Origin of the sequence: Pseudoalteromonas sp. AS84 (assembly GCF_038900255.1) — a bacterium.
In the GTDB taxonomy this organism is placed as follows: domain Bacteria; phylum Pseudomonadota; class Gammaproteobacteria; order Enterobacterales; family Alteromonadaceae; genus Pseudoalteromonas.
Genome location: NZ_JBBMQY010000005.1, coordinates 186,991 through 210,589, shown reverse-complemented (window position 1 = coordinate 210,589; position 23,599 = coordinate 186,991). Strand labels below are relative to the sequence as shown.

Here is a 23,599-nt window from a genome sequence, read left to right as displayed (position 1 = left end):
TAGACTATAAACATCAAAGACCGCACGAATTAATAAACTATTTCAACTTGTTTACAAAGCTTAAATACTTCTAGCTACCTGAAGTGCTTCAAAAATAGCGCGTTTGGCATCAATAGCAGCAGCTAGTTGAGCGCCGCCTATAACATGTACCTTTGCGTTATCTGCGTAATTTTCTAGCACTTCGTTATTAGAAACCTGACCAATACAGGCAATAACCGTGTCTACCGGCAGTACTTGAGTTTCACCAGCAACATTAATAGTAAGTCCGCTTTTATCAAAGCTTTGGTATTGGCAATCAGCAATTTGCTTCACGCCATGCTGCTTAGCAACTTGGCGATGTATCCAACCCGTTGTTTTACCAAGCTCGCTACCAAAACGACCCGCACTGCGTTTTAACATATACAATTGGCGTTCGTCTTTATGTGGTTGGGCTTCACACTCAATACCCCATTGCGTTTTAAACTCGCTAATAGTTTGCGATTTGTGCTCGCTTAAAAACGCAACCATATCAAAACCTATACCACCGGCACCTAAAATGGCAATTGATTTACCAAGCTCTACTTCGCCGCGTATAACTTCGTCATAAGCAAACACACGCTTGTTATCACTACATTTAATTGATGCTTCACGTGGGCGAACGCCAGTTGCAAATACAATATCGTCATAGTTTTTAAGCATTGAATCGTCATAAGCTTTGCCAAGCTCTACAGTTACTTTGAATCGTTCGAGTTCATTAGTAAAGTAAGTAAGTGTATGGTTAAAGTCTTCTTTACCCGGTATTTGCATAGCTAAATTAAATTGGCCACCCATTTGCGATTTTTGGTCAATTAGCGTGACGTTATGCCCTTTTTGTGCCAAGTAACAACTTGCCGATAAACCAGCAGGGCCTGCACCGACTACTAATACATTTTTAGCTCTGGTTGCTTGTTCTAACGGATAATCTAGCTCAAATGCAGCTTGTGGATTAACTAAACACGTTGCACGTTTATTTTTAAATACGTGATCTAGACAACCTTGGTTACACCCTATACAAATATTAATTTGCTTGGATTGATTATTCGCATATTTATTAAAAAACTCTGGATCGGCAAGTAGCGGCCTTGCCATCGAAATTAAATCGGCTTCGCCTGCATTTAAAATATCGTTAGCAATTTTTGGAGTATTAATTCGGTTAACAGCAATAACTGGCACGCTCACCACGTCTTTTAAGCGTTTTGATGCTTCTTTAAATGCACCCGGAGGTACCATACTCGCAATAGTCGGTACACGCGCTTCGTGCCAACCAATGCCTGTGTTAAAAATATCAACGCCCGCTTTTTCAAGCTCGGAAGCTTGAATGACAACTTCCTCTGGCGTTGAGCCGTTTGGAATTAAATCAATGACCGACAATCTAAAAATAATTAAGAATTGTTCAGATACTTTTGCTCTTACAGCTTTCACTATTTCAAGCGCAAGTCGCATTCTATTTTCTAGGCTGCCACCAAATTCATCTTCACGTTTATTGGTGTGCGGCGCCATAAACTCATTAATCAAATACCCTTCAGAACCCATAACTTCAACGCCATCGTAGCCGGCTTTTTCAGCCATATAGGCAGAATGCGCAAAGTCTTTAATTGTTTTTTTAATCGAGCCAAGCGACATCGCTTTAGGTTTGTAAGGATTAATCGGTGCTTTTATTGCACTTGGTGCTTGATTGAATGGATGATACGCATAACGTCCAGCGTGTAATAATTGCAAACAAATTTTTCCGCCGTGTTTGTGCACAGCATCTGTGTAAGCGCGATGTTTGAATACATCGTAATAGCTATTAAATGAAGATGAAATAGGTGTTAATTTGCCACGTAAATTAGGGCTATATCCACCCGTAATTAACATTGCGGTGCCGCCTTTTGCACGTGCTTCATAAAATGCACGTAAGCGTTTGCGGTTATGCCAGCCCTCTTCAAGGCCTGTATGCATTGAGCCCATCACTAAGCGGTTACGTAATTGTGTGTGTTTTAATTGTAATTGTTGTTCTAACATCCTGTGCCCCGTTAACTGGTCTAACCTGTATACCTTAGCTAATTCTGCTTTAATGGCAAGCAATAAGCAATATGTGCCTTCATTTAATTAAAAAAAGCCGTAAAACCATGTATTAATAGCACCTCATAAACACTTCGTTACGATTTAGCAGTTAAATTTATTTTTATTCTAGGCTAAGATGGAACTAATGTATTAACTGTACCAAATTAAGGAGCTATTTTGATAGCAAAGGTATTTAAAGGTATTTGGGCTGGAATTAACTTTTCTCGTCGTTTAATACTCAACATTCTGTTTTTATTACTGGTAATTGTTTTCTTAGTGTCACTCTCAAGTGACGACGATAAAATAATAGTTGAAAATGGCTCTGTGCTTAGGCTTAACCTAAATGGCCCTATTGTTGAAGAAAAAACATACATAGACCCGTTCGAAGCTGCAATTAGTGATGCGACTTCTGGTTCTGAAGCGCCAAGCGAAATATTACTCGATGATATTGTTGAAGTAATAAACGAAGCAACTAAAGACGATCGCATTACGGTGATACTGCTTGATTTACAAGAAATGCCTAAAGCGCATTTAAACAAACTTAAGCAAATTACCAATGCTATTGATGCATTTAAACAAGCTGGCAAAAAAGTGATTGCATCGGGTTATTACTATACCCAAGCACAATACTATATTGCATCACATGCTGATGAAATAGCTATGCACCCATACGGTAGCGTAGGTATTGAAGGTTACGGCATGTATCCGCTTTACTTTAAAGATGCACTTGAAAAGCTTGAAGTAACGCAGCATATTTTCCGTGTTGGTACCTTTAAGTCAGCAGTAGAACCTTTCATTCGTAACGACATGTCTGAAGCAGCCAAGGAAGCTAACCGTGTTTGGTTAGGTGCTCTTTGGAGCGAATACAAACAAGATGTTGCTGCGGTTCGCCCATTTGATGAGTCAAATTTTGACGAGACAATGGACGTATATCTTGCAAAAATGAAAGCTGCTGATGGCGATGCAGGTAAATATGCACTTGACCACCATTGGGTTGATTCTTTAAAAACAAATCAACAAGTTCGCCAACAGTTAATAGACTTAGTAGGCGCGCAAGAAGATGGCAAAACATTTAAGCAAGTTTCATTTCGTGAATATTTAAGCTTGGTTAAACCACCTATTGAATTTGATAACCCTATTACCGAAAAAGTGGCCGTTGTTATTGCTAAAGGTACGATTGTTGATGGTGAGCGTAAAGCGGGCGAAATTGGTGGCGACTCTACAGCAGCTCTACTTCGTAAAGCACGTCTAGATGACAAAGTTAAAGCGGTTGTACTGCGCATTGATTCAGGTGGCGGTAGTATGTTTGCCTCTGAAGTTATTCGTGCAGAAGTATTAGCGCTTAAAGCTGCTGGTAAGCCAGTTATTGCCTCTATGAGCTCTGTAGCTGCATCAGGTGGTTATTGGATTGCCTCTGCTGCTAACGAAATTTGGGCAGCACCAAGTACAATTACAGGCTCAATTGGTGTATTTGGTACGTTTATGACATTTGAAAAAACTTTATCTAAGATTGGTGTTTATTCAGATGGTGTTGCAACAACCGAAATGGCTGGCTTTTCAATCACCCGACCTCTTAACGAAAAAATGGGTGAAGTAATTCAAATGAGTGTTGAAGAAGCATACGGTCGCTTTTTAAATGTTGTTGCTGATGCACGTAATATGACGCCTGAGCAAGTTGATAAAATTGCCCAAGGCCGCGTATGGATTGCATCTCAAGCACTTGAGCTAGGTTTAGTAGACAAACTTGGTGATAAACAAGATGCTATAAAAGCAGCTGCTGCACTTGCTAAACTTAATCATTATGAAGTTAAAACCATTAAACAAGATTTAAGCCCGCAAGAAAAAATGATTCAAGACATTTTTGGTAACGCGTCTATTAAATCTATGCTTGGTTTACAAACACAAAAAACATCAGTGCTGGCAACGCAAGCTAACTTGCAAAGCGTTATAAACCAATTAAGTACTGAAGTAGAAAACCTTAAAGATTACAACGATCCACAAGGAGTATATGCTCGCTGTTTAGTGTGTAACGTTGCACAATAAAAGTGCATAGCTTCACCTAATCAGCTGTATTTAAAGTTACTTAACGTTATACTAAGCCCAGTTTTTTTACTGGGCTTTTTTTATGAAACGTAAACGCATTTATATCGCTTATACTGGCGGTACTATAGGGATGAAAAAATCGAGCCGAGGCTATATACCGGCTGAAGGTTTTTTAACAGAAACAGTGGTTAATAACGCAGAATTTAACCGTGATGAAATGCCTTTATTTGATATTCACGAATATTGCCCGCTTATAGATTCTTCAGATATGTCTCCTGAGCATTGGCAACTTATTGCTGATGACATTAAAAACAAATACCAAGATTATGATGGTTTTGTTGTGCTTCATGGCACCGATACCATGGCATATACAGCCTCAGCGCTATCGTTTATGTTTGAAAATTTAACTAAACCTGTGATTGTAACTGGCTCACAAATACCACTTTCTCAATTGCGATCTGACGGGCAAGTCAACTTACTCAATGCCATGTATTTAGCAGCCAACTACCCTATTGCTGAAGTAAGTCTATTTTTTAATAACCAACTGTTTAGGGGTAACAGAGCAACTAAAGCCCATGCTGATGGTTTTAATGCATTTGCCTCCCCTAATCTTGATCCCTTAGCGTTATCGGGTATTAATATTCAATTGATTAAAGGCCAACTTAGTCCTTATGTTGAAAATGAGCTTCAAGTTACCCCCATCACACCTCAAGCCATTGGTGTGCTTTATTTATACCCTGGTATTAGTCAAGAAGTGGTTAAAAGCTTAGTCAACGGCAATATTAAAGCCTTGGTGTTACTTAGTTTTGGTGTAGGTAATGCACCGCAAGATCCTAACTTTTTATCAATACTTGAAGAAGCAAGTAAACGTGGCGTCGTTATTATTAATTTAACGCAGTGCTTAAAAGGCCATGTAAATATGGGCGGCTACGCGACGGGTAATGCACTGTTAAATATTGGTGTTATTAGTGGATACGATATGACCCTTGAAGCATGCTTAACTAAATTACATTATCTATTTAGCCAAAAATTAGAGGTCGAAACTATTCGTCATTTAATGCAAGACAATTTACGCGGTGAATTAAGCCGTTAAATTTCGCAGGACTAAAATACAAAAGGCACGCTAAATAGCGTGCCTTTATCGTTTTAAACAACTGTTTATTATCTAACTTTAGCGTCTATATCCACTAGGTCAGTTAAATGGCATGTTTCACCGCTATGGGTTTTAACGCCGTGCTCACCAAAGTAATCACGCTGGGCTTGAACTAAATGCCCATTACTCGGTGTAGTTAATGTTGCTAAATACGTTTGTGTAGCTCCCAATACAGGGAATGCTAAACCAGTCATTATTGCTTGACCGGTAATTTTACGCAAAGAGTTAGACTCTTTCTCAAGGGTATCAATAAATTCAACACCTTGTGCAACGCTATCGAGGTAGTCAGCACGAATAATACAACCCGCGCGCCATGTTTGAAGCGTTTTAGATAAATCAACTTTCCACTGATGAGTACGTGATGCACCTTTAATTAATGCTAAACCTTGGCGATACGCTAGTAAGCTTGCAAGTAAGAACGCTTCTTTTAGTTCTTCTAAATCAATTTCAACATTGTTAGTTGATTTAGATGCGTACGTCATCTCTTGTGCAGCCGTTGTATTACATGCATTAGTTAAATGACGAGCTTGTACAGCAGCAACAAGTGAAGGCACAGCAATACCAAGTTCTAGTGCATTTTGCGCAGTCCAAAGACCAGTACCTTTAGCGCCAACTTTATTATCAATTAAGTCCGCAAGCGGTACATTATTATGATTTTCAAGTGACAATATGTGGCTAGAAATAGACAGTAAGTAGCTATTTAATTGACCTTCTGACCAGTCATTAAATATCTCAGCCACTTCTTTTGGAGAACGATTAGTACCTAAACGAAGTAATTGGTACACTTCTGCAATAAGTTGCATAAGTGCGTATTCAATACCGTTATGAACCATTTTTACAAAATGACCACTTGCTGATTGACCAACACGTGCAAAACACGAGTCGCCATTATAGCTAGCAGCAACTTTTTCAAACCATGGCTCAATACGTTCCCAACCACCTTCAGAACCACTTGCCATCATTGCAGGACCATGGCGAGCGCCTTCTGCACCGCCAGAAATTCCCATAGTGGCAAATTCAAATTTATTTTGGTATTTAAGTTTACGCGTTATACCGTCTTTATAATTACTATTACCGCAATCGACTATCATATCGTCACAGTTAACGCCGGCCTCTACAAGTTCATTACAAACTGTATCAACTAACTCACCCGCAGGAACAAGTAATAAAATAGAACGAGGTGCTTCTAAACGCCTTACCATGTCTCTTAAATCAGAGACGATGTGAAGCCTATCAGCCATGCCTTGAGATTTAGCACAACTTAGTAACTCTTCACCCGCATGTGGGTTTTTGTCATAAGCGACTAGCGTTATCCCTTTTTCAATCAAGTTTAGGGCAAGATTTTTTCCCATAACGCCTAACCCTACTAATGCAACTTGCATCTAGTGTCCTCCTCGGTAACAACTATTTGGTTAGAAAATTCAGTGTATAAATTAAATAATACCGCGTGCATTATACTCATACAGTCATAAAATACTAATCATGAGCTAATACAACATGCTTTTTTATTACAGATAAATAAGCTACGTAATTATATCAAACATCAATGGTCTCGGGGTGACTAAAAGCAAAGCTAATTGAAATTAAGATCATTGACGCATTCTGACACCGGTGTCATAATGATGACACAATAGTTTTGTATAAAATAGTGGCAAACCTTTGAAGTTTGCACATAACTAAAATATTTTATTCTAATATAGATATTTTAAGTCAACAAAATAACGTCAACATGCTTTCACCAAGCAAACAGGAGAAATTGATGCTAAGACGCACGAAAATAGTCGCTACCCTTGGACCTGCTACCGATAGAGATAACAACTTAGAAAAAATTATTATCGCTGGGGCTAATGTAGTACGTTTAAACTTCTCACATGGTGTTGCCCAAGATCATAAAGACCGTGCACAAGCTGTACGCGATATTGCAAAAAGATTAGGCAAGCATATTGCTATCCTTGCTGACCTTCAAGGTCCTAAAATCCGCGTTTCTACTTTTAAAGAAGGTAAAGTAACGCTTGCTGTGGGTGCAAAATTTACCCTTGATGCAAAAATGGAAAAAGGCGAAGGCGACATAAACTCTGTAGGTATTGATTATAAAGAATTACCTAACGATGTAAGCCCTAACGATTTACTACTTCTAAACGATGGCCTTATTCAATTAAGTGTTGATGAAGTAGCTGGGCATTTAGTGCATTGTACAGTGACTGTTGGCGGTGTTTTATCTAACAATAAAGGTATTAACCGTTTAGGTGGTGGTTTAACTGCTCCAGCATTTACTGAAAAAGACAAAGAAGATTTAATAACTGCCGCTGAAATTGACGTAGATTACATTGCCGTATCATTCCCACGTAGTGGCGACGATATGCGCTACGTGCGCTCGCTTGCTGAAGCTGCTGGTTCAAAAGCACAGTTACTTGCTAAAATTGAACGTGCTGAAGCCGTTGAAACGCAAGAAGCTGTTGATGACATCATTTTAGCGTCTGACGCTGTAATGGTTGCTCGTGGTGATTTAGGTGTTGAAATTGGTGATGCTGCTCTTATGGGCAAACAAAAACTAATTATTCGTCGTGCTCGTTCATTAAACCGTACTGTAGTAACAGCAACGCAAATGATGGAATCGATGATCGATAACCCTATGCCTACACGTGCAGAAGTAATGGATGTTGCAAATGCTGTTCTTGATGGAACAGATGCAGTTATGCTTTCAGCTGAAACAGCTGCCGGTGATTATCCTGAAGAAACCGTTGCAACTATGGCACGTGTTTGTTTAGGTGCTGAATCGCAAAAAGAAACGCACGTTTCTAAGCACCGTTTAGATAGTCGCTTTTCTAACAATGCTGAATCAATTGCGCTTTCTGCTATGTATGCAGCTAATCACTTAGATTCTGTTAAAGCAATTATCACACTTACTGAATCTGGTAGTACGGCTAAATTAATGTCGCGTATCAGCTCAGGCTTACCAATCTACTCGCTTTCACGTCATGCGAGTACATTAGGTCAAACAGCACTTTATCGTGGTGTTTACCCAGTATTTTTTGATTCTACAAAAACTGAAAAAGACGGTATGGTAAAAGCCGCGCTTGATACTTTAGTTTCTCAAGGGTCTTTACAGTCTGGCGATACAGTAATTATTACTCACGGTGACTCAATGGAAACTGTGGGTGCAACTAACACAATGAAAATTGTAACCGTTGCATAATACCAATTTTATTAAAAACATGATTATTCTATCGCATTAAATAGCGCTCTCACTGCGTTGAAAATTATTCATATAGAACAACTATATGTCATAATTTTCGCCTTATTATAGCGCTATTTACTTAGCGCTATAATAGATTACTTATTTAACGCAATTGGTATAATTAATTACAAATATAAAAAATGCGAGCTAAGCTCGCATTTTTTGTGTCTGTAATAAAAGCGTTGGTTTTGGTTTTAACTTGCTAACGCTGCTTTAACCTTATCTCGATAGCTACGGCTCACTTTTAATTCTTGTCCGTTTTCAAGTACTAATAAATACTCACCACTTACCTGCGTAACCAACTTACTAATTTGCTTTGTATTTACTATTGCACTTCGGTGTACGCGTACAAACAACTGAGGGTCCAACTCTTGCTCTAGCTCTTTCATTGTTTTGCGTAAAATATGCGTTTGTCCATCTTCACAGTGTAAACACATGTAGTCACCCGCAGCATCAACCCATTGGATAGTCGCTACTGGTACACGAATAATTTCGCCCTGCTCTTTCACTGCAAGTGATTCTGGGTAACGCCTGTCTGTTAGCGTGTCGCCAGTGGCTAATTTTTTAAGTATTTCTTCGCAATTGTTACCAGTAATACCGGCTACAAAACTCGCTAGTTTTTTCTTATGGGCGTTGTCTTGCTGCGTTTTTAAGTAGGTATGCACTTTTTCTACCGCCTGTTTTAGTCTGTTATCATCAACGGGTTTTAAAATGTAATCGAGAGCATGAATTTCAAACGCTTTTACGGCAAACTGATCAAAGGCAGTTACAAACACAATCGCAGGTAGTGCTTTTGTACTTTCGCTGAGCGCTCTTGCTACCTCAAAACCATTCATACCTGGCATTTGAATATCTAAAAAAACCAAGTCGATTTTCTCACTTTGGCACATTTCAATTGCATCAGCGCCTGAACTACACAATTTAATTACTTCAATATCAGAGTATTCTTCAAGCCTTACCGCTAAACCCTTTCTTGCTAACGGTTCATCATCAACAATGAGTGTTTTTATTTTAGTCATTTTTCACAGCCTTCTCAAAAGGTACTCGCAGATTAACTTTTAATCCACTTGGCGTATTATGTGATAATACAAACGAATAATTATTTTCATACAGCGTTTTTAATCTATCTTTAGTATTAGCGACACCTACACCTTGAGCGTTAACTAATTGACCATCAAGTATGTCAGTACCTGGGCCGTTGTCACCCACTTCTAGTAATAATTCATTCGCAAATACTTGTGCTTTTATATCAATTACACCACCTTCTGTCAGATGGGCAATGGCATATTTAATCGCGTTTTCTATAATTGGTTGCAAAATTAAGCTAGGTACTAAAGCCTCTTTTGCTTGCTCGCTAATATCTACATTTACTTTCAATCGCTCATCAAAACGGACGCGCTCTATTTCTAAATAAAGCATGAGCGCATGTAGCTCTTGCTCTAGTGGTACTTTTTTAATTGGATCGGTATTTAATGTATAACGTAAAAAGTCACTTAACCTTGCTACCATTAAGTTAGCATCTTTGTTTTCTTTAACCAAAATTAAAGTAGAAATAGCGTTGAGTGTATTGAATAAAAAATGGGGGTTGAGCTGATACCTAAGCATTTTTAATTGCGCTTCGTGTGCCATAGTTGTGGCTTTGAGCGCTTTTTGTCGCTCGCTTTGTAATAGTTGGTAATATTTAACGCCAAAGTACAGACCACTCCAACATAAAATAATATAAACAGAATCTAAACCTTGCTGCAGGTAATAAAACCACTCTTCGGGTCTATAACCATGGCGGTATATTTCCCACAAATTAAATTTTTGAACGACAGCCCATAAAGTACCCGTTACATAAGAGGCACCAAATACTACAATCATTAATACCCAAGGCGAGGCATTCCAAATTTTACGGTAAATATACCTAAGCGGTACTGTCATTAAGCAACCAGCGTAAGCATTTAATAAAATAACAAATACGTATATATCACGCATTTCAAATACTTTAGAGCCAATATAATTTACTAACGCATAACCAATCCAGCCTGCAATTTGCAAAAGCCAAAAGAAACGTTGTCTGTTATCGACTAAAGATTGCCAGTTCAAAATAGATGTTTACTCCGTATAGTTAAAGACTAATTTCATAGAATAGGCGCTTGTTATTCATTATTATTTTTACCTATGTAGGGCTAATTTTCATAAAATTAGATAATCTTATTATATAGATTTATGAGTTTGCATAGCACTACAGCCTACCTTGCTTTTTAAGAGTCTTACCGCAAACAAATAGTAGAGACACTAAAAAAGCGAAAGGTTATTCACCTTTCGCTTTTTAAATATAAATAGCTTTGTGTAAATTAAGCTAGTTTGTCTGATGCTACTTTGTATGTTGGATCTTCAATCACATTCACTTCAACCAAATCGCGTGCTTTATGCAGCAACTGCGTACAGTCTTTACTTAAGTGACGTAAGTGAAGTTGCTTACCTGCTTTTGTGTACTTATCAGCAAGTGTGTCAATTGCTTCAATTGCACTGTGATCAGATACGCGGCTATGCTTAAATTCAACAATTACATTTTTAGGGTCATTTTTAACATCAAATAACTCTGCAAAGTTTTTAACTGAACCAAAGAAAAGTGGGCCATGTAACTCATATACTTTAGCGCCTTCTTCATCTATATAGTTAGTTGTGTATATGTGCTTAGCATGCTGCCAAGCAAATACTAATGCAGATACAATAACACCTACACATACTGCAATTGCTAAATCAAATTTAACCGTCACTCCAGATACAAGTACGATTACAAATGCATCAGATAATGGCACACGCTTCATCATTTTAAAGCTCGCCCATTCAAATGTGCCAAGTACTACCATAAACATCACACCAACTAATGCAGCAAGCGGAATCATTTCAATTAAGCTAGATGCAAAAATAATGAAGGCTAATAATATTAATGCAGCGCTAATACCTGATAAGCGTGAACGACCACCTGAATTAATGTTGATCATAGACTGCCCAATCATGGCGCAACCACCCATTGCGCCAAACATGCCACAAGTAACATTTGCAGCGCCTTGCCCTATACACTCTTTATTACTATGACCACGTGTATCTGTTATTTCATCAATTAAGCTAAGTGTTAATAAAGACTCTATTAAACCAATAGCTGCTAAAATAATCGCATACGGAAAAATAATATAGAGTGTATCTAGTGTAAATGGCACTATAGGAATGTGAAACTCAGGTAAGCCACCTGCAATAGTTGCCGCTTCATTTCCTGTCATCCCTTTTAAGAAATCAAGTACTGTATGCGCTTCTAAATCAAGACCAATAACTAAAGCGGTGACTGTAATAATAGCGACTAATGTAGAGGGCACAGCCGTGGTTAGTTTTGGTAAAAACTGAATAATAGCCATAGTTAAAGCCACTAAACCAAGCATAATGTATAGCGGATTACCCGTCATCCACTCTTGTCCGCCCATACCATCAGGCACTTTAAATTGTCCTAATTGGGCTAAAAATATAACAATAGCTAAGCCGTTTACAAAACCAAGCATTACCGGATGAGGAACCATGCGGATAAACTTACCGAGTTTAAATACACCCGCGAGTATCTGCAGTATGCCCATGAGCAATACGGTCGCAAATAAATACTCAACTCCATGATCAAGCACTAAACTTACCATAACAACAGCTAGTGCACCGGTTGCACCTGAAATCATACCAGGGCGGCCACCAAATATAGCCGTAATTAAACCAACGATAAACGCGGCATATAGACCAACTAAAGGTTCTACATTTGCAACAAAAGCAAACGCAACAGCTTCTGGCACTAGGGCAAGCGCCACAGTTAATCCAGATAGAATATCGTTTTTAGCAGAGCTAGGCGCCCTACTGAGTAAGTTAAACATTGAGTTCCTCAAATGGTGTTATGGGTATAAAAAAAGCGCTAAATTCTAACAAATTAGCGCTCAGTTAACAATTGTCATTATGTGGTTAAGCTAAACTAAAAGAGGTTTAGCTTTTAAAGAAGTGCTTTTATAAAGGAAGAGATGTACTACGTTTTACACATGTCATTGTTACATTAGAATGTACTTCTTGTACGTATTCTAAGCTTAGTAAATTATCGCGTACAAAGTGCTCATAACCTTCTATGCCTTGTGAAATTATGCGTAGCATAAAGTCCATTGTTCCGGCCATGGTGTAACACTCTGTTACTTGATCATAACTCATTATAAGTTTTTCAAATTCAGCAAGGTTCTTTTTACCGTGGTTTGATAAACGTACATGTGCATATACAAGCATATCAAAGCCAAGTTTTTTCTCATCTAAGAGAGCCACTTTGCTTTTTATATAACCATCTTGCTCTAGCTTGGCAATTCGACGCCAGCATGGAGATTGAGACAAGCCTACTTTATCAGCAATTTCTGCGGTTGATAAACTAGCATCTTGTTGTAAAAGTGCCAATATTTGGCGATCTACGTGATTTAGAGACATTTTATTTCTTATTTATCAAATAAACTGGTTAAATTATACAACCATTTTAAAACTCAGTCTGCTTATTTTTAATTTTTATGCAGTTTGCCAAACTTAAAATAAGTAACTTAACCAAACTTACCACTCACAAAAGGATTTGTTTGTTTTTCAAATCCAACCGTAGTGTCGCCCCCATGCCCTGACAATATTTTAGTATTATCAGGTAAGGTTAGAATATGCGTCTTAATCGACTCTATAAGTTGTTCGCTGTTCCCCTTAGGGAAATCAGTTCGCCCTACTGAGCCTTTAAAAATAACATCACCTACAATAACGCATTCATAGTCTTGTTGATAAAACACAATATGACCAGGTGTATGCCCCGGACAATGCTTCACTAAAAAGCTAAGTTTACCTACGCTCACGGTGTCGTTATGGTTTAGCCAAATATCCGGGTAAAAAGGCTCAATGGGTTTAAACCCGAACATTTGTGCTTGCATAGGTAAATTTTCAAACCAGAAGTACTCATCTTTTTGTGGGCCAATAATTTGTACGTTAAATTGATTACGTAAAATATCAGCCCCACCCACATGGTCTAAATGCCCGTGCGTTAACCAAATAGCACTTAACTCTAGTTTATGCTCATTAAGGGCTGCTACTATTTTATCAGGGTCACCACCTGGGTCTATGACTACGGCTTGTTTAGTTTCACTACACCAAATAATACGACTATTTTGTGCAAATGCAGTGACGGGTATGGTTATAATTTGCATATTAGATTTCTTTACTTTTTTGATCCGGGATAACAACTTCTTCTTCGAATGACATCAATATTGGGTACTTTAAGTACGCTTGATCATAAAATGGACTTTGCTCATATAACCAGTTTAATCTCGCTTCAGCGTCGCTTGCGAACGATTTATCTTTAAGCTTTTCATCAAACTTAAGCGCTAGCTTTGGATTGTCTTTTAGCATTTGGCGCGCAAACGGAATTAGTGCATAGTTTTCCATATACTCAGTACGCTGAAAAATAGTATTAAATTCCCCCCATGCAAAAAACGAATCGGGTGCTTCAGGATGCAATAAATGCACAGCAAGCTCACCTGCTTTTTGTTGAGTATTGACTTGATACCAACCATCTAAATCTACATTTATAGCGGGGACATAATCAAAACTTGCTGACACTCTAAAACGGCCTTCAAATGGTGCTTTATCAAACGTGTAGTCTGCCACCTTTGCTACTTTTAAAGGCTGTGTGTTTGCCCCTTCAAGTTTATTAATAGAGACGCCGTGTAACTTTAGTTTCTTAATAATATTGCGATATACAGGCGGAATAAAAAAAGCTTTAGGTACTTCAACTGTATGTTGTACATCTTTTTGCCAATAAATAGGTAAGTCGATATATGTATGTGCTTTACCCAAATACTTCACTTCATTTTGGCCTGAGAGTGCACTCATGCTTGATGAATATTCAATACCTTTAAACTGTGTAATCGTGTCAGCATTCTTGGCATAGCCACGCTTTACTATTAACTGTTTAGGAACAAATTCTTGCTCTTTTTTTACTGCATTAGCTAACTCATGACTATGCTTTGATAGCGCAGTAATAGCACCATCTAAAAATACGTAAGTTCCTAATACACGTTGCTTGTAAGGTTTTAATGAATGATTTTCAACTAAAATAGTCGGTAATGACTTTAAATCCCCCCAACCATTTGAAAAGCGCGGTGTAGCAACCCACCCCGCTAATCCTTTTTTAAAGTCGCGCTTATCCATAACAAAAATAAGTGGCCCTGGCATGTGCCCTTGCTTAGCGAGCGTATCGTCAATCAGAGGTTTAAAAAACTGGTTTAGTGCATCAGATACCGCAGGCGACTCGCTTGAAAAAACCGGGTTGTAGCCATAAGTCACATCATATTGATAATCTGCGCCATCGGTTACGTGTACATCAATATATAAATTTGGGCTGTAGTCGTTAATAACCTTTAAAACACTTCTAACTTCTGGGGTATCTAATTTGGTAAAATCACGATTTAAATTAAGGTTATTAGCATTTGTTCTAAAGCCCATTTTTGCAGGGCCCCGTTGATTGATGCGATTGAATGCACTACTACGTTCGTGTCCATCAACATTTAAAATAGGAATAAATAATATATTTACCTTTTTTAAAATGTCACGGCGCTTACCCGTTGCTATATCCCTAAGCAGCATAAACATGGCATCTTTACCGTCTATTTCACCAGAGTGTATCCCTGCCTGAATAAAAATAGTTGGCTTAGTGCTATTAGCCATTTGCCTTGCTTCAAAGAAGCCTTGCTCACTGGCAATCAGCATTTTGATTGCACGTTTGCTATTACTATAGCCAATGGTTTGAGATTGAAACTGAGTAGGGTTTGCAGCAACTAACCTATCTACAAATGCCATTGTATTTGCATAATCGGGTGACGCTTCACCTGCTGACAACTCAAAATCAGTAGTTAACGGCCCTTGTTTTTGTAAAAGCTCCACGCTTTTCCCCTGCCACTCAATTAATGGAGGTAAGTGTGCGTCATACGCAACACTTGCAGATAAAACTAGTAAACTTGCAAACATAAAATTCTCTAACAAACGCCTCAATTATATAAATTATATCAACTAATTTTTTTATAATGAGGAAACTGCGGTGATTCAACAAAAAAATGCAGCCAATTACATATCCCCTATTTACGGCTGTCTTTAGGGGCTTTATAAACTTATTAAGTCTAGGGCGTGTTGTTCTTTGTGGATTGAAATTTGTTCAATCTAGGGGAGGTTTAATCGCGGTGCGAGGTTTGTACCTGTGGGCTCGATAACTGCTCCTACGTTATTCTATTGGGTTACATCCATTTAAGCATAAGTAAAAACCGAGCAACAAAGGGTTAACCGTCCCAAGATCGAGCTCAAAGGGCAGCATATATTTGGTATTTGCTTAAAAGCCAAGCATACTACTGCAAATTCAACCACCAAGGTTCAACACGCCTTGGCAGTTCAGTACATGACTATTTATAAACTTAATTCCAAAAAAATGTATGTTACTAAATAACAGGCACAAAAAAAGGAGCCATAGGCTCCTTTTTAATACTTATATAAAAAAGCTTAAGCGGCTAGGCCTTCTTTTGCTTTTTCTACAAGCGCTGCGAATGCAACTTGGTCGTAAACAGCGATATCTGCAAGGATCTTACGATCGATTTCTACAGATGTCTTTTTAAGACCATTGATAAAACGGCTGTAAGACAGACCATTTTGACGTGAAGCAGCATTGATACGTGCAATCCATAATTGACGGAAAGTACGTTTCTTCGCACGACGGTCACGGTAAGCGTATTGACCCGCTTTAGTAACAGCCTGGAAAGCTACGCGGTAAACACGTGAACGTGCTCCGTAGTAACCTTTTGCTTGTTTTAAAACTTTTTTGTGACGTGCACGTGCGACAACGCCGCGTTTAACTCTTGCCATTTCTAAAAACCCCTATTAAGCGAACGGTAACATACGTGAAACTAGACCATGGTCATTTTTATGAACCATCATCTTAGGACGTAGGTGTAACTTACGCTTAGAAGTTTTCTTAGTCAGAATATGACGAAGATGCGCTTGTTTACGCTTGAAACCGCCAGAAGCAGTCTTTTTGAAACGCTTAGCAGCGCCACTGTGACTTTTTAGCTTATAAGCCATTGCAATAACTCCAAATTGTATTGCTTTTAAATTAGTAAGCAGGCGTGAGATATATTTCTATAGCTCCACTTTTAGGCCTAACTTACTGCCATGTTCCGGTGAAGACCCAACATAAATGCCGCAATCTTACTTTAATACCGGTTAACTCAGGTGAATATTCGCATATTACTTGCAGACCTGAGCTAATTTCGGTGCGTATTATCGCTTAAAAATTATTTTTTAGCAACAGGCGCCATCATCATAACCATTTGGCGACCTTCAACACGATTTGGGAAAGACTCAACTACTGCAAGTTCTTCTAAATCGGCTTTGATACGGTTTAATAATTCTATACCAATTTCTTGGTGAGCCATTTCACGGCCACGGAAGCGGATCGTAATCTTAGCTTTATCGCCAGCTTCTAAGAACTTACGTAAGTTGCGAAGCTTAACCTGATAGTCACCTTCATCCGTACCAGGACGGAATTTGATTTCTTTAATCTGGATTTGCTTTTGCTTCTTTTTCTGCTCTTTTAGTTCTTTGCTTTTTTCAAAGATGAACTTACCGTAGTCCATGATTCTACAAACAGGCGGCTCAGCGTTTGGACTGATCTCAACAAGATCAACACCCGCTGCATCGGCCATAGTTTGCGCGTCTTGTAATGACTGAATTCCAGCTTGTTCGCCTTCAATGTCAATTAAACGAACTTCTTGCGCTGTAATTTCTTCGTTAATACGATTTTTTTGAGCTGTTTGTTGCCCTTTCTTGCCGCCTCTAATAGTACGTTCCTCCAAGAATATCAATAATATAAGCGTGTAATTGGCTGTTTGTTAATGCCTTACACGCTCGATTTTTACTGTCGATTTTTAATTTCTTCGCTAATTTTAGCTACAAAATCATCAACATTAAATTTGCCTAGGTCTTCACCTGTGCGAGTACGCACTGCTACTTCTTGTTGTTCAACTTCTTTATCGCCAACAACAAGCAAGTATGGAATACGCTTCAGTGTATGCTCACGGATTTTAAAGCCAATCTTCTCATTTCTCAAGTCAGCAGCGGCTCTAATTCCAAGTTTATTTAATTTTTGTACAACTTCTTTAACATAAGGAGCCTGTTTATCGGTAATATTCATAATTACCACTTGCTTTGGCGCAAGCCACGTTGGGAATAAACCAGCGTACTCTTCAGTTAAAATGCCAATAAAGCGTTCGATAGAACCTAAAATAGCACGATGTATCATTACAGGTGTACGACGTTCGTTATTTTCTGCTACATAAGTAGCACCTAAACGACCCGGTAATGCAAAGTCTAATTGCACTGTACCACACTGCCACGCTCTGTCTAAACAATCGTATAAAGTAAATTCAATCTTCGGGCCATAAAACGCGCCTTCACCCGGAAGATAATCAAATTCAATATCGTTTAGCTTAAGTGCTTCGGCTAGTGCAAGCTCAGCTTTATCCCACATATGGTCTTCACCAATGCGTTCTTCTGGGCGAGTAGATAGCTTAACTACAATCTTCTCAAATCCGAATGTCTCATATGTATCATAAACCATCTTAATACATGCTGAAACCTCGTCCATTATCTGCTCTTCAGTACAAAAAATGTGAGCATCATCTTGTGTAAAGCCACGTACACGCATTAAACCGTGTAGTGCACCTGATGGTTCATTACGATGACAACAACCAAATTCAGCCATACGAAGTGGTAAATCACGGTACGATTTTAAACCTTGGTTAAATATTTGCACATGGCCTGGGCAGTTCATTGGTTTAATTGCGTATTCACGCTTTTCAGACTCAGTGGTAAACATTGCTTCTGAATACTTTTCCCAGTGACCTGATTTTTCCCAAAGTGAACGGTCCATCATCATTGGACCTTTTACTTCTTCGTACTCATATTCACGTAATTTTTCACGTACAAACTCTTCAAGCTCGCGGTAAATGCTCCAACCATCGTTGTGCCAAAATACCATGCCTGGCGCTTCTTCTTGCCAGTGCCATAAATCAAGCGCTTTACCAATACGACGGTGATCGCGTTTTTCAGCTTCTTCAAGGCGTTTTAAATACGCTTTAAGTTGCTTTTTATCGCCCCACGCTGTGCCGTAAATGCGTTGTAGCATTTTGTTTTCTGAATCACCGCGCCAATATGCACCCGCCACTTTCATTATTTTGAAGTTTTGGCAAAATTTCATGTTAGGCACGTGAGGCCCACGACACATGTCTACATATTCTTCGTGATGATATAACCCTGGACGATCGTCTTTAGCAATATTCTCGTCCAAAATTTCTATTTTGTATGTTTCGCCACGCGCTTCAAAAGTATCGCGTGCTTCTTGCCAGCTTACTGTTTTTTTCACTACGTCGTAGTTTGTTTTTGCAAGTTGCAACATACGCTTTTCAATTGCTTCAAGATCATCTTGTGATAATGAATGTTCCATATCGATATCGTAGTAAAAACCGTTATCAATGGTAGGACCAATTGCCATTTTTGCGTCTGGGAAAAGTTGCTTAACTGCATGACCAATTAAGTGAGCACAAGAGTGACGAATAATTTCAAGACCGTCATCGTCTTTTGCGGTGATGATCTCAAGGCGAGAATCTTCACTAATTAAATCACATGCATCAACACGGTCGCCATTAACACGACCTGCAATGGTCGCTTTAGCTAAACCAGGACCAATATCGTTTGCAACATCAAGCGTACTTACAGGGTTTTCAAAACTACGTTGACTTCCGTCTGGAAGAGTAATAACTGGCATTATAAATCCTTACTACAGTGGTGACACCTACAATGTATCACGTGTATTTTTATTAAATTAAATGAGAATGGCTCGACAACGCTTTTACGAATAAGCATTGACTAATTAATGTAGATGACGAGTCTGTTCAACTACAAGGATATATTGTCGCGTGCTGTGCATTTAATTACAAGTTTAAAGGGGTGAAATCCTCCCGTTTTGAGCACTAAATGCAGCTTTTAGTGCAAAAAAAATCATTTAGTTAAAATATAAAAGCATCAACGCGCTAATTACGCACCTACAACTATACCTATACTCGCATTTTAATGTGCGTTGCGTATAATACTGCGTAATTAAGTTATTTTAGAGAATAGACATGAGAACATGTGGTGTAGAAATTACCGGTAGTGATGTACTACTTTGTATTTTAAGTAAAGATAATGACGTATTTGATATTCGCGATGTGCGCCAAACACGCTTTACCTTAGGTAACGGTAACGACACTGAAGTAATGCGTAAATTTCAATTCGATTTTGCAAAACTAATGCAAGATTACCAAATTGATTCTGTTGCAATCCGTGAGCGTCAGCCTAAAGGTAAATTTGCTGGCAGCGCGAAGGGATTCAAAATGGAAACTGCGATTCAATTAATCGACAATTTAGATGTACGTTTGTTTACCACAACTGAAATTAAAGAACAGGTAAAGCGTAATCCTATCCCTATTGATTTTGAAGAAACAGGCCTTAAAAAGTACCAAGAAAATGCATTTGTAAACGCTTACGTTTACATCATGAAAAAAACATACCGCAGCGACGAAATGTAAACTCATTACTCGTTAAAAAACGCGTACTTACATTGTAAGACGCGTTTTTTTGTGTCTAAAAAGTAGTATTAGCTTTTATTAATCTAATAATACATTAGTCTAACTGCACTTCTCTTTGTCGACAATATGTGTTTATTTTAACTTTGTAGTTTACATAACTCACACACATTTTCATGGAGAGAGCAATGCACACACACACTATTGCGGTAAAAGAAGTAGAACAAATAAATCACTTACCGTTATCGCAAAGCTATTTTAAAGGTATACAAAGCACACCTTTAACAAATTCAACCATTGGCGAGTACTTTGACTTTATTGTCGACAAAAACCCAGAGGCGTTAGCTGTTGTAGTTCATCATCAGGGTATTCGTTTAACGTATAAGGAATTTCAAAAAGAAGTTAATCAACTCGCTATGGGGTTGCTGGCACTTGGCGTGAAACCAGGCGAACGTGTTGGTATTTGGTCTCCTAATAATATTGAGTGGTGCTTAACCCAATTCGCAACAGCTAAAATTGGCGCAATAATGGTGTGTATTAACCCTGCATATCGCCCTAACGAATTACAATACGCCTTAAATAGTGTTGAATGCTCCACCTTAATTACAGCATCAAACTTCAAAGGCAGTGATTATATAGAAATGCTTAATTGTTTGGCTCCAGAACTTGCAACTTGCGATAAAGACACACTTAATTTAAAAGCACTGCCCACTCTTAAAAATATAGTCCGCATTGGCGATGAAGCATCTCCTGGTATGCATTCTTTTAATGATGTTATTAACTTGCCAACAGCAGCACATGAGCGTGAATTAAAAGCAATAGGTGCACACTTAAATGCTGAGCAAGACATCAATATACAATTTACATCAGGCACAACAGGCAACCCAAAAGGCGCAACGCTCACTCATAAAAATATTTTAAATAATGCGCTATTCGTCGCCGAATCCATGCATTTTACAAGCAATGACAAGTTATGCATTCCGATCCCGCTGTATCATTGCTTTGCTATGGTACTAGGTAGCTTATTATGTGTAAGTAAAGGTGCTGCAGCCATTTACCCAGGTAATTCGTTCGATGCAAAAACAACCCTTGATGTAGTGCAACAAGAAGGCTGCACAGCGCTGCATGGAGTACCCACTATGTTTATTAGTGAGCTTGAACTAAGTAATTTTAACGACTATGACTTGAGTACTTTACGCACGGGTGTAATGGCAGGCTCAACGTGCCCTGAGCAAGTAATGCGGAAAGTACAAACACAAATGAACATGCATCAAGTGCTCATTGCTTACGGACAAACTGAGTGCAGCCCAATAAACAACATTACCGAAACAGACTCTTCAATAGAGCGCCAAGTAACGACTGTTGGCCGTGCGCTTGCACATACCGAGGTTAAAATTATTGACGAGCTGGGTAACATTCAACAAATTGGTCAACCTGGCGAAGTGTGTAGTAAAGGTGCAGGTATAATGCGCTGCTATTGGAATGACGAATCTAAAACAAAAGCCACAATAGATGACAGCGGTTGGTTGCACTCTGGTGATTTAGGTGTTATGGATACTGAAGGGTTTGTCACCATAGTGGGCCGTATTAAAGATATGATTATTCGCGGCGGCGAAAACATTTACCCGCGCGAAATAGAAGAAGTGCTTTACACCTACCCGGGCATTCAAGATGCAGCCATATTTGGTATAACAGATGAAAAGTATGGCGAGGAAGTGTGCGCTTGGATCCAACCAAAAGAAGATGCAGTGCTGGATGAGCTAGCAGTTCGTGAGTTTTTGAAAGACAAACTAGCCTACTTTAAAATGCCACGACATATCCGTTTTGTAGAAAACTACCCAATGACAGTAACAGGTAAACTGCAAAAATTTAAAATGCGAGAGCAAATGCAAGAAGAGCTAAGCGATAAGGCTTTCTCTTAATTTCTCTTCTATGGAAAATCTGTATTGCGAATAATAAACCCACCTCAAGCAACTATTAAAAAGCACAGCCAATTGGCTGTGCTTTTTGTGTTTTGAATTTATTTTATATCCAACATTCTCTTTTTTAAACGCTCTAAATCAATCGCACTTGAGCGTACTGTTAATTTAATATGGCTGTATTCATATTCTTCTTTAACAACACTCATACTCGATCGAATTTCGCCCACGATACCTTTGGCTGTGTACGGTATAACAATCTCTTCTTCAATCATGTCTTCTTGAGCAATATCAACAATATATTTATGCAGTTTACTAATATCATCAGGGTTACGCGTAGAGGTCATCATTGCATCAGGAAACTCATCCATTAGCGATTGCTGCTGCTCAGTACTTAATTGGTCTGATTTATTCAGCACTAATAATTTTTTACTGCCTTCAACACCGACTTCTGCCAGTACTTTATGTACTACTTCAAGCTGTGAACGAAAAGAAGGGTCTGATGCATCAACCACATACAAAAGTAGCGACGCATCATGTGCTTCAGCGAGTGTTGAGTGAAACGAAGCAACCAAATCGTGCGGTAACTTTTTAATAAAACCAACTGTATCAGATACGAGTATACGAGGCTGTGTAATGGGATATAACGCACGAACTGTAGTATCTAGCGTAGCAAAAAGTTTGTTTTCGCCTTCCACATCACTGCCTGTAATTGCACGCATCATTGATGACTTACCAGCATTGGTATAACCAATTAAAGCTACTGAAAATAGCTCAGAGCGCTGCGTACGTCTGTCCATCATTACATCTTGGACACTAACAAGCTCACGCTTTAATTCTGCTAATTGATCGCGCACCTTACGGCGATTTAGCTCAAGGGTGGTTTCACCCGCCCCTTTACCCATTTGGCGTTCTTTATCACCTGTTGATGTTTCACGAAGTCGTGGCGCGACATAATTAAGGCGAGCAATTTCAACTTGTAATTTTGCTGTTTTAGTTCGCGCATGGCGGCTAAATATTTCAATGATTATGCCTGTGCGGTCAAATACTTCTACACCTAATTGGTTCTCAACATTACGTAGCTGAGAAGGCGTTAGATCGCAATCAAATACTACAACATCGGCACACGCAAAATCTAAATCGTCTGATGGGATTTCTGACGGCATGTCAGATAATGGATCGTCATCAAGAACATTTTCATCTTCTTGCTCATCTGCAGCAGACCCTTTATTACCGGTAAGGTGCGCTATTTCTGCTAGTTTGCCTGAGCCAAGTACATTAACCTTTTGGGTAGAACTTTGCTTTTGCGATTGAGTACCTACTACTTTAAACCCTAAAGTAGTCACCAAGCGCGCAAGTTCTGCAAGCGACTCTGTAGCTTCGTCTCCTTTAAACTGTGGTGTGCTAATAGAAATAAGTAAGGCGTTTGGAAGTGATGCTTTTGCAGTTGTTTGCATAAATTTTTGTGTTAATGCACTAAGGTGCAAACCTA

The 23,599-nt window shown here is 38.8% G+C and carries 18 protein-coding genes; 5 read left to right on the top strand and 13 right to left on the bottom strand.

The features are described 5' to 3' along the window. Positions 1–60: 60 nt before the first annotated feature. Positions 61–2,022 (bottom strand): NADPH-dependent 2,4-dienoyl-CoA reductase, encoded by a 1,962-nt coding sequence (locus WNY79_RS07905; protein ID WP_342875584.1) that lies wholly within the window; start codon positions 2,020–2,022, stop codon positions 61–63. A gap of 219 nt (positions 2,023–2,241) precedes the next feature. Here WNY79_RS07905 and sppA point away from each other — a divergent pair, with 219 nt between their 5' ends. Both sppA and ansA read left to right on the top strand, forming a co-directional pair. Beyond that, positions 2,242–4,107: a signal peptide peptidase SppA gene (gene sppA, locus WNY79_RS07900; protein ID WP_342875583.1), complete on the top strand. Its 1,866-nt coding sequence runs from the start codon at positions 2,242–2,244 to the stop codon at positions 4,105–4,107. 82 nt (positions 4,108–4,189) lie between these two features. Beyond that, a complete protein-coding gene (ansA, locus tag WNY79_RS07895) occupies positions 4,190–5,200 on the top strand; it encodes an asparaginase (protein ID WP_024600271.1) in 1,011 nt (336 codons plus the stop codon). A 68-nt stretch (positions 5,201–5,268) separates the two neighbouring features. Here the strand turns inward: ansA and gndA are convergent, their stop codons facing one another. Further along, entirely contained in the window at positions 5,269–6,642 is a 1,374-nt protein-coding gene (gndA, locus tag WNY79_RS07890) for an NADP-dependent phosphogluconate dehydrogenase (protein ID WP_010554474.1), read from the bottom strand. 377 nt (positions 6,643–7,019) lie between these two features. On the opposite strand from gndA, the gene pyk reads away from it, so the two are divergent. After that, the gene (gene pyk / locus WNY79_RS07885; protein ID WP_007582689.1) at positions 7,020–8,456 is read left to right on the top strand and encodes a pyruvate kinase; all 1,437 of its coding nucleotides are present in this window, start codon (positions 7,020–7,022) and stop codon (positions 8,454–8,456) included. Positions 8,457–8,692: 236 nt separating this feature from the next. On the opposite strand, the gene WNY79_RS07880 is transcribed toward pyk, so the two are convergent. The 10 genes from WNY79_RS07880 to thrS all read right to left on the bottom strand — a co-directional run bounded on the left by WNY79_RS07880 (position 8,693) and on the right by thrS (position 19,389). Beyond that, positions 8,693–9,517, bottom strand: a complete 825-nt coding sequence (locus WNY79_RS07880) for a LytTR family DNA-binding domain-containing protein (RefSeq protein WP_024600272.1) — start codon at positions 9,515–9,517, stop codon at positions 8,693–8,695. Beyond that, positions 9,510–10,586, bottom strand: coding sequence for a histidine kinase (locus tag WNY79_RS07875; RefSeq protein ID WP_007582687.1), 1,077 nt, complete (start codon positions 10,584–10,586; stop codon positions 9,510–9,512). The genes WNY79_RS07880 and WNY79_RS07875 overlap by 8 nt, the downstream gene beginning before the upstream one ends. A 251-nt stretch (positions 10,587–10,837) precedes the next feature. Then, entirely contained in the window at positions 10,838–12,394 is a 1,557-nt protein-coding gene (locus tag WNY79_RS07870; protein WP_342875582.1) for a SulP family inorganic anion transporter, read from the bottom strand. A gap of 127 nt (positions 12,395–12,521) precedes the next feature. Next, positions 12,522–12,980: an Lrp/AsnC family transcriptional regulator gene (locus WNY79_RS07865; RefSeq protein ID WP_007375323.1), complete on the bottom strand. Its 459-nt coding sequence runs from the start codon at positions 12,978–12,980 to the stop codon at positions 12,522–12,524. A gap of 107 nt (positions 12,981–13,087) precedes the next feature. After that, positions 13,088–13,729 (bottom strand): MBL fold metallo-hydrolase, encoded by a 642-nt coding sequence (locus WNY79_RS07860; RefSeq protein ID WP_197184994.1) that lies wholly within the window; start codon positions 13,727–13,729, stop codon positions 13,088–13,090. A 1-nt stretch (position 13,730) separates the two neighbouring features. Next, positions 13,731–15,548, bottom strand: a complete 1,818-nt coding sequence (locus WNY79_RS07855; RefSeq protein WP_342875581.1) for a M14 family metallopeptidase — start codon at positions 15,546–15,548, stop codon at positions 13,731–13,733. A 522-nt stretch (positions 15,549–16,070) separates the two neighbouring features. Next, entirely contained in the window at positions 16,071–16,430 is a 360-nt protein-coding gene (rplT, locus tag WNY79_RS07850; protein WP_002960711.1) for a 50S ribosomal protein L20, read from the bottom strand. A 15-nt stretch (positions 16,431–16,445) separates the two neighbouring features. Continuing rightward, positions 16,446–16,646, bottom strand: coding sequence for a 50S ribosomal protein L35 (gene rpmI, locus WNY79_RS07845; RefSeq protein ID WP_002960713.1), 201 nt, complete (start codon positions 16,644–16,646; stop codon positions 16,446–16,448). Between the two features lie 212 nt (positions 16,647–16,858). Continuing rightward, positions 16,859–17,419, bottom strand: a complete 561-nt coding sequence (infC, locus tag WNY79_RS07840) for a translation initiation factor IF-3 (RefSeq protein ID WP_002960714.1) — start codon at positions 17,417–17,419, stop codon at positions 16,859–16,861. A 59-nt stretch (positions 17,420–17,478) separates the two neighbouring features. After that, on the bottom strand, positions 17,479–19,389 hold the full coding sequence (thrS, locus tag WNY79_RS07835) for a threonine--tRNA ligase (protein WP_342875580.1): 1,911 nt from the start codon (positions 19,387–19,389) through the stop codon (positions 17,479–17,481). Between the two features lie 355 nt (positions 19,390–19,744). On the opposite strand from thrS, the gene WNY79_RS07830 reads away from it, so the two are divergent. Then, the gene (locus WNY79_RS07830) at positions 19,745–20,191 is read left to right on the top strand and encodes a DUF3010 family protein (protein WP_007582681.1); all 447 of its coding nucleotides are present in this window, start codon (positions 19,745–19,747) and stop codon (positions 20,189–20,191) included. 185 nt (positions 20,192–20,376) lie between these two features. After that, a complete protein-coding gene (locus WNY79_RS07825; RefSeq protein ID WP_342875579.1) occupies positions 20,377–22,110 on the top strand; it encodes an AMP-binding protein in 1,734 nt (577 codons plus the stop codon). Between the two features lie 98 nt (positions 22,111–22,208). Here WNY79_RS07825 and hflX read toward each other — a convergent pair whose 3' ends face one another. Then, positions 22,209–23,564 carry a GTPase HflX gene (gene hflX / locus WNY79_RS07820; protein WP_342875578.1) on the bottom strand — a complete coding sequence of 452 codons (1,356 nt, stop codon included), beginning with the start codon at positions 23,562–23,564 and terminating at the stop codon, positions 22,209–22,211. Between the last annotated feature and the right edge of the window lie 35 nt (positions 23,565–23,599).

Excerpts from the sequence above, each read along its gene's own strand:
- WNY79_RS07905 (WP_342875584.1), bottom strand. The coding sequence starts at position 2,022 with ATGTTAGAACAACAATTACAATTAAAACACACACAATTACGTAACCGC.
- ansA (WP_024600271.1), top strand. The coding sequence starts at position 4,190 with ATGAAACGTAAACGCATTTATATCGCTTATACTGGCGGTACTATAGGG.
- gndA (WP_010554474.1), bottom strand. The coding sequence starts at position 6,642 with ATGCAAGTTGCATTAGTAGGGTTAGGCGTTATGGGAAAAAATCTTGCC.
- pyk (WP_007582689.1), top strand. The coding sequence starts at position 7,020 with ATGCTAAGACGCACGAAAATAGTCGCTACCCTTGGACCTGCTACCGAT.
- WNY79_RS07880 (WP_024600272.1), bottom strand. The coding sequence starts at position 9,517 with ATGACTAAAATAAAAACACTCATTGTTGATGATGAACCGTTAGCAAGA.
- WNY79_RS07870 (WP_342875582.1), bottom strand. The coding sequence starts at position 12,394 with ATGTTTAACTTACTCAGTAGGGCGCCTAGCTCTGCTAAAAACGATATT.
- WNY79_RS07865 (WP_007375323.1), bottom strand. The coding sequence starts at position 12,980 with ATGTCTCTAAATCACGTAGATCGCCAAATATTGGCACTTTTACAACAA.
- WNY79_RS07860 (WP_197184994.1), bottom strand. The coding sequence starts at position 13,729 with ATGCAAATTATAACCATACCCGTCACTGCATTTGCACAAAATAGTCGT.
- WNY79_RS07855 (WP_342875581.1), bottom strand. The coding sequence starts at position 15,548 with ATGTTTGCAAGTTTACTAGTTTTATCTGCAAGTGTTGCGTATGACGCA.
- rplT (WP_002960711.1), bottom strand. The coding sequence starts at position 16,430 with ATGGCAAGAGTTAAACGCGGCGTTGTCGCACGTGCACGTCACAAAAAA.
- rpmI (WP_002960713.1), bottom strand. The coding sequence starts at position 16,646 with ATGGCTTATAAGCTAAAAAGTCACAGTGGCGCTGCTAAGCGTTTCAAA.
- thrS (WP_342875580.1), bottom strand. The coding sequence starts at position 19,389 with ATGCCAGTTATTACTCTTCCAGACGGAAGTCAACGTAGTTTTGAAAAC.
- WNY79_RS07830 (WP_007582681.1), top strand. The coding sequence starts at position 19,745 with ATGAGAACATGTGGTGTAGAAATTACCGGTAGTGATGTACTACTTTGT.
- WNY79_RS07825 (WP_342875579.1), top strand. The coding sequence starts at position 20,377 with ATGCACACACACACTATTGCGGTAAAAGAAGTAGAACAAATAAATCAC.
- hflX (WP_342875578.1), bottom strand. The coding sequence starts at position 23,564 with ATGCAAACAACTGCAAAAGCATCACTTCCAAACGCCTTACTTATTTCT.